Raw genomic sequence first — 14,046 nt, 5'->3', positions numbered from 1 at the left:
GGTCTCTAATAAACTTGAGACCTTCCTTTACTTTGGAAATAACTGCTTTTTTTTTATATTAACTTTGTTAATATATCATTAGAACGTTGAATGAATCGAGTCATAGCCTCTGGTTCAAGAGGTTTATGGCTGAGCATTGCTAAGTCATAAACTTGCTCACATACTATTTTGAGTTCCTCTTTACGATCTTCGTTATCTTTATTAGCGATTAAGTATTCAATAAGGTTATTGTTAGTATTAACAACTAAAGTTTCATCATTTTCCATCGGCATGCCCATCATACCCATATTACCATACATTTTGGCCATGTCTTGGAAACGACGAGATTCTTCTGATAAAAGGATCATAGCTGAAACAGAAGCTGTTTTTAGATTTTCGGCTTTAACTTTAACTTCTTTACCAAGTGTTTCAGTAAACAGCTTTTGAAGATCTTCACCTAACGTTTTATTTTGTTCTTCATCAGTTTCAGATTTCATGAGATCTGTAAGATCTGCATCGATACGTGCGAACTTAACCTCATTATTTTTCATTTCAATATGTGAGATGAAAGGTTGATCGATGGTAGTTGGAAGTATAACAGCTTCCATATCATGCTCATCAAACATCTTAATGTACTGGGATTGTTGATTTTCATCTGTCACATAGAAGACTTTATTTTCATGCTTATCACGATTTCTTTCTAAATAATCAGGAAGGGTTATAAATTCACCTTTTGTTGTTTTATAAATAACAATATCCTTTACCTTATCATAGAACTTATCGTTTCTTAAGCAACCGTACTTAATGAATGGATGAATATCATCCCAATACTTCTCAAAGTTTTCTTTTTCTTTTTTAGAAATTTGCTTCAACTTATCAGCAACTTTCTTAGTAATGTATTCTGAAATCTTTGTTACGTAACCATCATTTTGAAGGAAACTTCTTGAAACATTTAATGGGAAGTCAGGACAGTCAATTACTCCTTTTAATAGAAGTAAAAATTCAGGTATAACTTCTTTAATATTGTCTGCAACAAAAACTTGATTACAGTATAATTTAACTTGACCTTCAGCAGTCTCAAATTCATTACCTAGCTTAGGGAAATAAAGAATACCTTTTAAGTTAAGAGGGTAATCCATATTAAGATGAATCCAGAATAAAGGTTCTTTAAAGTCCATAAAAACTTTATGGTAGAAGGCTTTATATTCTTCATCGGTACATTCACTAGGTTTTTTGAGCCATAATGGTGTTGGATCATTAAGGGGTGTTGGAGCAGCTGGTTCGGCATCTTCTGCCTTGTCTTCATCGGCTGTCTCTTCAGCTTTTGGTTCCTCATTTTTGATTGTTTCTAAGTAAATTTCAAATGGCATGAATGAACAGTATTTTTGGATGGTTTGACGGAGTGTGAATTCATTCAAGAATTCCTCACTATCTTCTCCTACATGAAGGGTAATTGTAGTACCTCTTGTATCTTTACTTCCTTCTTCCATCTCATAAGTGGAACCGCCTTCACAGATCCAGTGAACGGGTTTAGCATTTTCCTGGTAGGACAGCGTATCAATCTCAACTTTTGATGCAACCATGAATGCAGAATAGAAACCTAATCCAAAGTGACCAATAATTTGGTCTTCAGAAGTTTTATCTTTGTATTTAGTTAAGAAGTCTTCTGCACCTGAGAAAGCAATTTGATTAATATATTTTTTTACTTCATCAGCTGTCATACCAATACCATTATCCATAACTTTAATAGTTTTGGCTTCTTGGTCTATCTCAACAGTTATTCTAAAATCAGTGTTTTCACCAATTTCTACTTCTCCCATTATGTTAAGTTTCTTTAACTTACTAATGGCATCTGAACTGTTTGAAATTAATTCACGAATAAAAATGTCTTTATCAGAATAGAGCCATTTTTTAATTATAGGGAAAATATTTTCACTATGGATGGATAAATTGCCATTTTCATGTGCCATAATTTCATCTCCTTTTCGATTAGGCATAAGTATATTGCCTATAAATAATATTCTCTGTTATTAATGATATAACTAAAGATTTTCAATGTCAAGACAAAATTAGCACTCTCTTAATGAGAGTGCTAAAAGATCGAGTGAAATGACTATCGCTCTTCAAATAGTATACCATTTCTTTGGAAAAAATCTTTAACGCAATTGTCCCAATAGTGATCTGTGGACTTGTCAAGTGTAAATGTCTTCATGGAGGTACCAGTTGTTATAACCACTCCACCGTTTTCAAAGTGAATATTAATAAAGACACCGTCTACTAAATTGGGATCTAGATCTTCTATAGAAGTTATTGGTTTAGCTAATACAATCTTCATTTCTGTTGGAGTCTTATTGCCTTTAATAATCTGAAAAACAGACTCTTTCAGTTGAGACCAAGAAGCATAAGAGGTGTGATGTAATAATTCGAATTCTTCTTGGGTATAAAAATCTTTATTAACTTTGCAGTCTATACTAAACTTGGTATAAGTACGGATTTCCATTTGTCGACCTTCCCAAGTATCAAAAAGAGACCCTTTTAATAGGTGCGCCATGAAGGGCTTTGTTTCTATGATTTTTAGTGCCACCATAGCCTTTTTCCTTTCCAGAATTATATTCAGTAACTAATGCTATTTTATCATAGACAAGGTATCTATGAAAAGAAAAAGATGGGGTATCGTGTATGTTTTTCGTTATATTGCTGAAACTAAGTTTGATTAAGTGTATTCTAATATTTGGGTATACAGAAATCGTAATACAGGGGTAATATGGAATAAACTCTCAGTAAGAGACTAATAAAAACGGTTGCATAAAACTTATTTGCTAGTATACAATATACTTTGAAAAAACTGTTGAGAAAACGTTCAACCTATATTATAATAAGTTATCGCTAAAGCAGTGTATTGTCAGATGACTTTATAATTGCTCAGCATATTAAAGGCGAAAATGCCTATGTGAAAGAGGAGGTAAAAGTATGTTTTTCTCTAAAAACAAAGGAGAAAATGTCCATGATCTAGTGCAAAAGCATGTGGACTCAGTACAAGAATGTTTAGAGACTTTTCAAAAATTTCTAGATATTGTAGTGGATGAAGGCATAACAGATGAAGCCAAAAAATTAGGCGAAAAGGTAGAAGAATTAGAATCTACTGCTGATGCAAACCGCCATCAAATCATCCAATCATTATTAAACGGGGCTTTACTACCAGATACTCGCCGCGAAATATTAAAACTTATTGAATTTATCGATGAGATTGCTAACCAATGTGAAGAAGTTGTTAAGCAAATCTTATTACAAAAAATCTATTTTCCAAAACCTCTCAAAACAAATATCCACAATATCAATACGAAAACCTGTGAACAATTTAATCTCTTAGAGGAAGTCGTTCGTAACCTATTCATTAAAATGAATGATGACAAAGGTAATTTCACTATTCTTAAAGATATAGAAAAATTAGAAAGTGAAGTTGACGATTATGAATATGAAGCCATTAAAGTTCTTTTCGAAGATAATGTATCTCTAGCAGAGAAAAATCAACTAAGAAGTATTATATCAAAAATTGCTGACATATCAGATGTTATTGAAGATATTTCTGATATTATTGAAATTGTATTAGCAATTAGGAGGGCTTAAAGTGATTAGTCCTTCTGTCTTTTCGGGAGCATTTTTAGGATGGTCTTTAGGGGCCAATGATGCTGCCAATGTTTTTGGTACTGCAGTTTCAACAAAGGTTGTCAAATATAGTACTGCAGTTATCATAACAGCAATTTTTGTAATTCTAGGAGCTGTAGTAGATGGAGAACATGGTGTTCATAAGTTAAGTGATTTTGCCTATAATGGTGGAATTGATACAGCGTTAGCAGCATTTTTTGTTATGCTGTCAGCAGCTTTAACAGTTACAGTGATGACATATTTGAAATTCCCGGTATCGACATCCCAGGCTGTTATAGGTGCTATCATGGGTGGGGGATTATTAGTTGGAAGAACTGATTTTTCTGCATCAATTAAATTTTTAAGCGCTTGGATTGTGACTCCACTAGGTGCTATGATCATCAGCTTTATTATGTATAAGATCATTGAAAAGTTCTTAGAGAATCGTATTAAGAGTCTAGAATTCTATGATGCTGTCATCAAAGGAGGCTACATATTAGCTGGTATGTTCTCAGCTTATTCATTGGGAGCTAATAATGTAGCCAATGTAACGAGCATATATGCTGGGCAACTCAACCTATTAACAACCCAGCAAGCAGTTATTGTTGGTGGTATATCAATTGCTTTAGGGGTATTAACCTATAGCAAACGAGTTATGCTGACAGTTGGAAAAGGACTGGTAGACCTATCACCGATTTCTGGATTCGTTTCTGTCATGGCAGCAGCGTTAACAGTATATATTTATGCACTAATTGGAATACCTGTATCCACATCTCAGGCAATTGTAGGTGCGGTTATTGGTATTGGACTTGTTAAAGGTGTTAAGGCTATTAATATGAAAACAGTTAAAAACATTATGTTTGCTTGGTTTGGTACACCTACTATAGCGGGACTTGTAAGTTTTGGTTTTAGTTTTATATATCACATGTAACTATCATTAAGTGTTTGGTCATTACATGAGCCAAAGATAAGTTTATTTTTAACAAACATCTGCTAATTATTAGCTTTTAATCTATGATACAATAGAAGAAAGTTTTAATTAGGAGGTAATGGTATGAACATTTTAGATGTATCAAGAATCTTAGATTATACTGTAGATGAGAAATTATTAGAAACTTACTTTGAAAAAATGTTGGCATCCATTGATAAGAATATGGATGTATTTATTGAGAAATACCCACATGTTAGTACAGGAAACAAATATGTACCAAAAGACAATAAAGATTGGACATCATCTTTTTTCGTAGGGATGGCTTATTTAGCCTTTCATGCAACAAAGGATGACCGATTTCTTCGTAACTCTGAAGTATGGTTAAAGAGTTTTAATAACCGACTTGAGAACAATATTGGGCTGGATAATCACGACATAGGATTTTTATATACTCTATCCTGTGTGGCTTTATATAAATTGACTGATAGTGAAAAAGCGAAAATGACTGCTATTAAAGCAGCAGACCGTTTAATTTCACGATATAATAAAAGAGGAAAGTTTATTCAAGCTTGGGGTTCTATTGGGGTTAGGTATCCAAACGTTAAAATTATCATTGATTGTATGATGAATTTGCCTCTTCTTTATTGGGCAACTGAAGTAACCGGTGATGAAAATTATGCAGAGATTGCAAAAACACATGCAATAACTTCATCACAAACTTTAGTAAGAGAAGATGCATCAGTCTATCATACATACATGTTTGATCCTATATCTGGTAGAGCCATTGAAGGTGGGACACATCAAGGAAAGTATGATGAAAGTACTTGGGCAAGAGGTCAAGCTTGGTGTGTTTATGGTTTTACCCTAAGTTATATTTATACAAAGGATCCTCTATTCTTGGATATAGCTATTCGTTCAGCTGAATACTATATCGACAACTTACCAAAAGATTATGTACATTATTGGGATTTCGCTGTCTCAGAATTAGCTCCAGAAATGAAAGATTCATCTGCTGCAAGTATAGGAGCAGCTGGCTTACTAGAGTTAAGTAAATATGTTGATGAAGAAAGAGCTAGATTATTTGATAAATGTGCAACAATTATCTTACAAGAACTTTGTCAAGGTTATTTTATTGATACCAATGACAGTGGCTATGGATTATTAAGAGAAGGTTTTTATTCACTAAAGAAATATGACGAGGCTATGAGCTGGGGCGACTACTTCTTTGTAGAAGCCATGTGTAAATTAAAAAATAAGGAAAATGATTTATTATTCTGGTAGTAAAAAGTGGATAACCGCAAGGTTATCCCTTTTTCTTATCCCATACAGCTTTCCTAAGAATACAAACATCTAAAGGAAGTTGTAACGTAGCCATTTTTGAACCGATGGTTACTTTTCATGATAAGTGGAATATGGTAGAATGGTGACAAGATAACAATATAGGTGTGATGATATGCAGGCAGAAGGTTTTAACTTTAAAAAAGGAACATCCATTTCTATAAGTCATAATGTTTCATATGATTGGAGTATGGACAAGTTCCATTTCCATGATGGTTATGAAATTAATTTATCTTTAGCTGATGGACCAAGCTTTTTTATTAACGATCGTATTTATGAGGTTAAAAAGGGAAATCTATTTCTATTCACTCCAAGGGATTTACATAAAGTATTTGTACCTAAAGGGATGCGATATGAGCGATATCTTATATTTTTTGATCATCAGGTGTTAAAGGCATTTAATAGTGATTCTTTCAATCTACTTGATATATTTGAAGAAGTTAAACAAATTTCCTTAGATACAGATCAATTGATTGAAGTGGTTCAACTTCTTAATAAATTATTGAAAAATGAAGAGAATGAAGAGAGTACTAATGAAATATATAAAAAGATACATGTAGTAGAATTATTATTAATGTTACATGATTTTAAGAAAATGAAATTAATAACTCACACACATTCAACTGCAGATATGGATAAGATACAACCTGTAATAACCTATATCAATGATCATTTAGATCAGAAAATCCCATTGGATATATTAGCGAAAGAATGCTTTATATCAAAATACTATTTGTGTGAGGTTTTTAAAAAAACCACTGGATTTACTGTCAATGAATATATCATGAATAAAAGGATGTTGCGAGCAAAAGAACTTCTGATGAAGGGATTTCAAGTCAACATTGTTAGTCAAATGGTAGGATATAAAAATGAAACACATTTTATTAGGATCTTCAAAAAAATGGTAGGGAAAACACCTAAACAATACAGTAAAAAGCACTGCTGATGGCAGTACTTTTGTCGTCTATAATTATTGAGTACTTTTAGTTTTATGTTTTTGGATGCTCGCTTTATTAAATCTTCTTATCTAAATAATTCCCTTTTTACGCCTATAGCGATTTATTCAACATCTGCCACAGATACAGAAAGTATGTAAGGGGTTCTATGGAGCAGCGAGCCACGGATGGGGAGCCTGGCAGTCTAAGACATGGACGTCTTTTCTGCCAGCGTAATAGATCCCCTTGCATGCTTGACTCAAGAATGATGATTTAAAGTCTTTTTTAGTGCTTTATCGATTTACTATAACGTGATGGTGTTACCCCAAATTGTTTCTTGAACTGCTTAGAGAAGTAGTGCACACTTGAAAAACCTAATATCATGGATATTTGAGTAAGGTTATAACTGGATTCACGGATCAGTTCCTTACTCTTTTTTAATTTATAATCATTAATGTAAGCCACAATAGTTTGACCTGTATGTTTTTTAAAAATCTTTGATAAATAAGAGGCACTAATAGGGATATTTGAAGCAATAGCATTAATAGTAATCTTTTTGTCAATATGATTGTGGATATAATCCATGGCTTGTATAACTACATTGTTTTCGACATTGTTTTGCATGTGAGTATCCAATTGCATTTCGGTATTCGTGAATTTAGTGGTTCTTATGAGTTTTATAATAAATTCTTTAAGATAGCAAAGGATGAGATCATTGCTATAAAAAGTATGATTGGTGTATTCATGAAGAATTTGTTCCAAAAGCTCTTTTAGAGAATGGTTAATTCTAAAAGCCTTATTGCTTAAGAAGGTAACATCGTTTATATCCATATCAAATGTAATGGTCATAAAGGAAAGAAGATCATCACTAACACTTTCTTGACGATGAAATTGATCGGGAGTATAGAAAATCAATTCTCCTGGTCCTAATAGAAATTGCCGATCATTTATCTCTGTGGAAAGTTGACCTCGATCAACATAAGTCAATTCCCAAAAGCTATGTTTTTCACCAGGGAAAACAAAATTCTTCTCTTTCTCTTGATAAAAAATCGTATGAACATCTAGTACCTGAAATTCAGGGTTAATACTTATAGGTTTAACAGGTTCATTAAGATTAATGAATTGGTGAGTTGCATTCTCTGGTATACCGAAATGCAATCTAGCATCTTTTTGGTAGGGAATAACACCAAAAGAAGTATGAGCTTTTAGCTGAATGGGTTTATCCAATAAGAAGGGGTGAAGTCGAGACTCTGTATCTTGTATATAGATGAGCATAACACCCTCTACTGGAACTAATAGTATATCTTCTGAATAAACGTGTAAATTAAAAAGGGTATTATTGGTTATTTTTTTCATTATAAGTGGTATGGTCTTTATCTCAATGGATTTATTTTCAAATAATACTTGACCGTATTTATAAAAAGTCAATGGATTCAAATTATTAATCAAATTACACACCGTCCTTAATAAACATGTAAATCTCTAAAAAAGGATCTAATCCGTCATCTTATTTCGTTAGCATTATTATAAGTTATTTTATGTAGATTTGCAAAATTTAATATAAAGATAGGATTTTACAAATGAAATAAAAGATTATACAAAGACTTTACTCCAATTCTCCTATAAAATGAAATTAGTAAAACCTAGTTTGTATGATTATTTGAAATAGAAGGGAAGTTGAGAATGGAAAAGATTAATTGTTCTACACCTAGTCGTATTTGCTTATTTGGCGAGCATCAAGATTATTTGGGATTAGAAGTGGTGGCATCTGCAATAAACTTACGTTTTAAAGCTGAAGGTGCTAAAAATAAAGAAGATATTATACGTGTTCATTTATCCGGTGAAAGTATTGATAAAGTAGAAGAAATTTCATTAACAGAGAAAATTACTTATAGAGACAATAGGGATTACATAAGAAGTGCCATCAATGTGTTAAGAAGAAATGGATATCCTGTGGAGGGTTATGACATAGACATGGATTCTGAGATACCAATTGGTAAAGGCATGTGCTCATCTACGACGATGACAGTTGTATTTATCAAAATGTTACTTGAATTAGCTAATCATCCACATAAAAATGATCCAGAAAAGATAGCAATGTTAGCCTTTGATGCTGAAGTTACAGAGTTTAAAGAGCCAGGTGGTTTGATGGATCATTATAGTTCGGCTTTCGGTGGTCTTGTTCATTTGACATTTGACCCCGATAAGACAGTTGTCGAGCCATTAGATTTTAAGATTCCAGGTAGTTTTATATTATTTGACTCATTACAAGATAAGGATACAACCAAAGTATTAGCCAGCGCTAAATATCCTGTATTAGATGCACTTGAATCATTAAAAGGTGAAGGTATAACCAGTGTAAGAGATTTTATTAGTAATGATGAAAATATAAAGTTCTTAGAGTGCTTAGAGCCTTTACATAGGAGAAAACTAGAAGCGAATATTGATAACTATAAAGTGCTTCTTGAAGGTATAAAACTTTTACAAGCTGACAGATTCGATGAAGAAGCTTTTGGTGCATTATTAAAACGCCATCATGCTAATCTTAGAGATGGTTTAGAAATTTCCACACCTATAATAGAAGAAATATTAGAAACGGCCTATGCTAATGGAGCATTAGGTGGAAAGATCAATGGTTCTGGCGGCGGCGGTTGCTGCTATGTATATGCCAAAGATGAAGATTGCGAGGATATAGTAAATGCCATTGAAGCGAAAGGATATCCAGCAATTATTTTAAAGCAAGATACAGGCGTTAGATGTGACAGTTAGATGGCATAAATCAAAGAAGAGGTGATTCCATGATTAAATTTGGTACAGGTGGTTGGCGTGCAATTATAGGTGATGAGTTCATAAAGTCTAATATTCTATTATTAGCACAAGCGATAGCTATAGACTTGCATAGAAAGAATAAAGCAATGGATGGTTTTATTATTGGATATGACCGTCGATTTCTATCAAGAGAATCTGCTGTTTGGGTGGCAGAAGTCTTAGCAGCAAATGATATTCCAGTATATTTTATTGACGATATTGCTCCTACCCCTATGATCATGTATGCAGTTAAGCAAATGAAAGTACACTATGGAGCAGCTATTACAGCCAGCCACAATCCGGCAGCTTATAACGGTGTAAAGATCTTCACTGCAGGTGGTAGGGATGCAACAAAAGATGTGACAGATGAAATTGAAGTGATATTGGATGAACTAGGTGAATCGGATGTAAAAAGTCTTGACTTTAAAACTGCCCTTGAGACTAGTAAAGTAACTATTATCAAACCTTTCAATGAATACATTGATAATATCTTGAATATGGTGGATGTAGACGCTATTAAAGACAAACACCTAAAAATACTTTTAGATCCTATGTACGGAGTATCGAAAACTTCTTTGCAGACAATACTTCTGACTGCACGTTGCGAAGTCGAGCTCATTCATGATCGCCATGACACCTTGTTTGGCGGCAGGCTACCATCTCCAAATGCTGTAACACTTAATCAGCTACGAAATAGAGTTGTGGAAAAAGGCTATGATCTTGGTATAGGTACGGACGGTGATGCAGACCGTATTGGTTTAATTGATGAGAATGGTAACTTTATTCATCCTAATGATATTATGGCCATGCTTTATTACTATTTAATGACCTATAAAGGGTGGAAGGGACCTGTTGTTCGTAACATAGCAACGACCCATCTTTTAGATGCAATAGCGATAGCGCATGGAGAGTCTTGTTATGAAGTGCCTGTAGGATTCAAGCACATTAGCAGCAAGATGGAAGAAAAAGATGCCATTATTGGTGGCGAAAGCAGTGGTGGGTTAACCATACGAGGCCATATTAAAGGGAAAGATGGTATTTTTGCATCAGCTTTATTAGTTGAGATGATCTGTGTGACTGGGAAAAGCTTGGCAGAATTAAAAGAAGAATTAAGAGAGAAGTATGGTCAATTCGAAATGGCTGAGAAAGATTTTAGTTTTGATGCCAGTCTTAAATCTGCATTGAAGCATCAATTATATGAGCAGAAAGAATTACCTGAGTTTCCTTATGCCATAGAGAAAATCAGTTATGAAGACGGTGTTAAAGTATACTTTGAAAATGGTGGATGGATCATAGCACGTTTTTCAGGTACTGAACCATTGATTCGTATTTTTGCAGAAATGACTGAATTAGAAAAAGCTGAGGAGCTTTGCAACATTATGCGAGAATTCTTAGGGATTGAAAAATAACACATTGGTATTTAAGAGTAGGCTGTCTCAGAGTTGGTTATTTATGGCTTTTTATATCTGCGTAATTACTTATACGCGGATATTGTGGCATAATTAATATTGAGGCAGTCTCTTTTAGATAAAGATTAATTAGTGAATGATATTTTTGATATTCTAAGAATGATGGAGTATGAGTGAGATAATCAATTTTAATGAAGCAATTTAATCCATACAGCCCTCTAGTTAATTTGCTGGTCAACGTTTTTCAATGTTACATTTATTATATGATAAATCGATTTACCAGGATGTGATTGACATGAAAGTCAGCTTACAATTTATAGCTGATAAAGCTAATGTTTCTAAGTCTTTAGTCTCTAAAGTAATCAATAATAAAGAAGTCCGAGTGTCTGAGAAAAAGAGGCAAGAGATTCTTGATATTGCTAGGAAGTATCATTATAGGCCTAATCGAATGGCGTCTAGTCTAAGAACACAAAAGACAAATACCATTAGTTTAATTGTACCTAATATTACTTTTGAATTCTTTGGCAGGTTATCCTATGCCATTGAAACGCGGGCAAGAGAGTTAGGATATAATGTCCTTATTTGCAATACAACAGAACAACCAGAAAAAGAAAAAGCGTATTTAGAGATGTGTAGAACAGGGATCGTCGATGGCATGCTTATTTGTCCTACAGGGGATGAACTTAGTGTAAAGATTTACAATTATATGAATGCAAAAAATTTTCCATATGTTTTTGTCGATCGCTATATACCAACGATTAAAAGTTCTTTTGTTGTATCTGATAGCAGGCGAGGTAGCATTCGATTGACGGAATATCTATTGGAAAAGGGCTACAAAAACATAGCTTTTTTTAATCGTTCTTCTGGGCTATATACATCTGATCAAGCAGATCGTTACGTAGGGTACAAAGAGACGATGCTAAAAAATAAGATTAAGCCAAAACGATGCTTTATTTTTGATGACGAACATGTCTTTAATAAGGAGCTAGTTCATGACTTAATACGTCAGAGACCTGAAGCTATCATCTTATCAACAAGTTGGGACTTATCTCTCATGTTAAGTGTGTTATATGAGCAAGGTATATGTGTACCTCAAGATATAGATCTTGTAGCTTTTGATACATTTACATTGCCTTATAATACTTTGGAGGATATGCAATTGGCAGGACAATTAAAAGAACCCATAGCTTTAATGGAACAACAACCTGAAGAGATGGGAAAAAAGGCTGTAGAACTATTAGTGGATACGATAGAAGGTAAAAATAAGTCTATTCAATCTATTTATCTTGATACAGTTTTTAAAAATGAGAGGAGATTGGGTTAAATGAGTAAGAAATATACATTAGGAATTGATTATGGATCAGGTTCTTGTAGAGCTTTGCTAGTTGATGTTATTAGTGGTGCTGAAATTGATAGTGTTGAATGTCCATATCCACATGGGATTATGGAAGAAACTTTATTAGAAACGGGTGTACAACTACCACCAGATTGGGCTATTCAACATCCAGAAGATTATTTGCATTGTCTAAAAGTTGTGACGAAAGGTGTTATGGAGAAAACTGGGGTTCACGCTGAAGATATTATTGGTGTTGGAGTGGATTTCACTGCCTGCACAATTTTACCTATAGATAAAGAGGGGAACCCATTAACACGTCAAGAAGAGTTTAGAGAAGAACCCCATGTCTACGTAAAAAAGTGGAAGCACCATGCTGCACAGAAGCAAGCTGACCGATTGAATGCTATAGCTAGTGAAAGAGGTGAAGCCTTTTTAGACTATTACGGCGGGAAGGTATCTTCAGAATGGCTGGCTCCTAAGGTAATGCAAATTTTAGATGAATCACCCGAAGTTTATGAAGCAACAGATCGTTTTATCGAAGCTGGAGATTGGATTGTTCTTAAACTAACAGGTGAGGAAAAAAGAAGTTCCTGTCAAGCTGGTTATAAGGGACTGTGGAATAAAAAGATGGGTTATCCCTCTAATGAGTTTTTTAAAGCTTTAGATGAAAGACTTGATGGTTTCGTTGATGATAAATTGAGTAGGGATATTTATTCACTTGGTGATTGTGCAGGCTATATCAATGAAGAAGGGGCTGCTTTAACTGGATTGAAAAAAGGTACAGCTGTTGCTGTTGCCAATATCGATGCACACGTTGCAGTTCCTGCTGCTGGCATTAATAAAGAAGGTCAAATGCTATTGATCATGGGGACGTCTACTTGTCACATGGTTGTTAGCAAAGAAGAAAAAATTATCCCAGGAATTGGTGGGATTGTTGAAGATGGTATCTTACCAGGAATGTTTGGTTATGAAGCAGGTCAAGCATGTGTTGGTGATCATTTTAATTGGTTTGTAAAAAATTGTGTACCTTCAAAATATATGGATGAAGCTAAAGAGAAGAACATGGATATCCATCAGCTTCTTACAGATAAGGCTTCAAAGCTTAAAGTAGGGGAAAGCGGCTTATTAGCACTTGACTGGTGGAACGGAAACCGATCTATTCTCGACGATTCCGATTTAACCGGTTTGATTCTTGGATGTACGTTAACGACTAAGCCAGAAGAAATTTATCGAGCCCTCATTGAAGCAACAGCATATGGGACAAAAGTAATTATTGACCAATTTGAGAATAATGGTATACTTATAAATGAATTATATGCATCTGGTGGAATAGCAGGAAAGAATGCTTTAATGATGCAAACTTATGCAGATGTTACGGGAAAAGAAATTAGAATTTGTGATAGCGAACAACCTGTAGCTTTAGGTTCATGTATATTTGGAGCAGTAGCAGCTGGTAAAGAAAAAGGGGGCTATGGCTCTTTAGAAGAAGCTGTTGATAAAATGGCTCGACTTAAAGATACTGTTTATCGTCCGATTCCTGCTAATCAAGAAATCTACAATGATTTATATGCTGAATACAGAATTCTCCATGATTATTTTGGACAGGGAGAAAACAATATTATGAAAAAGCTTAAAAGAATAAAATTAGGGCAAAGGAGTTAGTTC

General features: G+C 34.0%; 11 protein-coding genes. 8 read left to right on the top strand and 3 right to left on the bottom strand.

The genetic code is table 11. From position 1 onward, the window contains the following. Nucleotides 1-53: 53 nt before the first annotated feature. Together htpG and C1Y58_RS01820 are read right to left on the bottom strand one after the other, a co-directional pair. Nucleotides 54-1,949: a molecular chaperone HtpG gene (gene htpG / locus C1Y58_RS01825; RefSeq protein WP_105614283.1), complete on the bottom strand. Its 1,896-nt coding sequence runs from the start codon at nt 1,947-1,949 to the stop codon at nt 54-56. Nucleotides 1,950-2,092: 143 nt separating this feature from the next. Beyond that, entirely contained in the window at nt 2,093-2,566 is a 474-nt protein-coding gene (locus tag C1Y58_RS01820) for a DUF5721 family protein (RefSeq protein ID WP_105614282.1), read from the bottom strand. A 383-nt stretch (nt 2,567-2,949) separates the two neighbouring features. On the opposite strand from C1Y58_RS01820, the gene C1Y58_RS01815 reads away from it, so the two are divergent. The 4 genes from C1Y58_RS01815 to C1Y58_RS01800 all read left to right on the top strand — a co-directional run bounded on the left by C1Y58_RS01815 (nt 2,950) and on the right by C1Y58_RS01800 (nt 6,839). Further along, entirely contained in the window at nt 2,950-3,606 is a 657-nt protein-coding gene (locus tag C1Y58_RS01815; protein ID WP_105614281.1) for a TIGR00153 family protein, read from the top strand. 1 nt (nt 3,607) lies between these two features. Continuing rightward, a complete protein-coding gene (locus C1Y58_RS01810) occupies nt 3,608-4,555 on the top strand; it encodes an inorganic phosphate transporter (RefSeq protein ID WP_207655689.1) in 948 nt (315 codons plus the stop codon). A 123-nt stretch (nt 4,556-4,678) separates the two neighbouring features. Beyond that, nucleotides 4,679-5,836, top strand: a complete 1,158-nt coding sequence (locus tag C1Y58_RS01805) for a glycoside hydrolase family 88 protein (RefSeq protein WP_105614280.1) — start codon at nt 4,679-4,681, stop codon at nt 5,834-5,836. Nucleotides 5,837-6,008: 172 nt separating this feature from the next. Beyond that, the gene (locus tag C1Y58_RS01800; protein WP_105614279.1) at nt 6,009-6,839 is read left to right on the top strand and encodes an AraC family transcriptional regulator; all 831 of its coding nucleotides are present in this window, start codon (nt 6,009-6,011) and stop codon (nt 6,837-6,839) included. 274 nt (nt 6,840-7,113) lie between these two features. On the opposite strand, the gene C1Y58_RS01795 is transcribed toward C1Y58_RS01800, so the two are convergent. Beyond that, a complete protein-coding gene (locus tag C1Y58_RS01795) occupies nt 7,114-8,277 on the bottom strand; it encodes an AraC family transcriptional regulator (RefSeq protein ID WP_105614278.1) in 1,164 nt (387 codons plus the stop codon). Nucleotides 8,278-8,511: 234 nt separating this feature from the next. On the opposite strand from C1Y58_RS01795, the gene C1Y58_RS01790 reads away from it, so the two are divergent. The 4 genes from C1Y58_RS01790 to C1Y58_RS01775 all read left to right on the top strand — a co-directional run bounded on the left by C1Y58_RS01790 (nt 8,512) and on the right by C1Y58_RS01775 (nt 14,043). After that, nucleotides 8,512-9,597 (top strand): GHMP family kinase ATP-binding protein, encoded by a 1,086-nt coding sequence (locus C1Y58_RS01790; RefSeq protein ID WP_105614277.1) that lies wholly within the window; start codon nt 8,512-8,514, stop codon nt 9,595-9,597. A 29-nt stretch (nt 9,598-9,626) separates the two neighbouring features. Further along, nucleotides 9,627-11,045 carry a phosphoglucomutase/phosphomannomutase family protein gene (locus C1Y58_RS01785; protein ID WP_105614276.1) on the top strand — a complete coding sequence of 473 codons (1,419 nt, stop codon included), beginning with the start codon at nt 9,627-9,629 and terminating at the stop codon, nt 11,043-11,045. Between the two features lie 295 nt (nt 11,046-11,340). Continuing rightward, a complete protein-coding gene (locus C1Y58_RS01780) occupies nt 11,341-12,369 on the top strand; it encodes a LacI family DNA-binding transcriptional regulator (RefSeq protein WP_170311485.1) in 1,029 nt (342 codons plus the stop codon). Further along, nucleotides 12,370-14,043, top strand: coding sequence for a ribulokinase (locus C1Y58_RS01775; RefSeq protein ID WP_105614274.1), 1,674 nt, complete (start codon nt 12,370-12,372; stop codon nt 14,041-14,043). The last annotated feature ends 3 nt before the right edge of the window (nt 14,044-14,046 follow it).

It is taken from the genome of Vallitalea okinawensis, from assembly GCF_002964605.1.
In the GTDB taxonomy this organism is placed as follows: domain Bacteria; phylum Bacillota; class Clostridia; order Lachnospirales; family PQDH01; genus Vallitalea_A; species Vallitalea_A okinawensis.
This window is presented reverse-complemented; position numbering and strand designations above follow the sequence as displayed.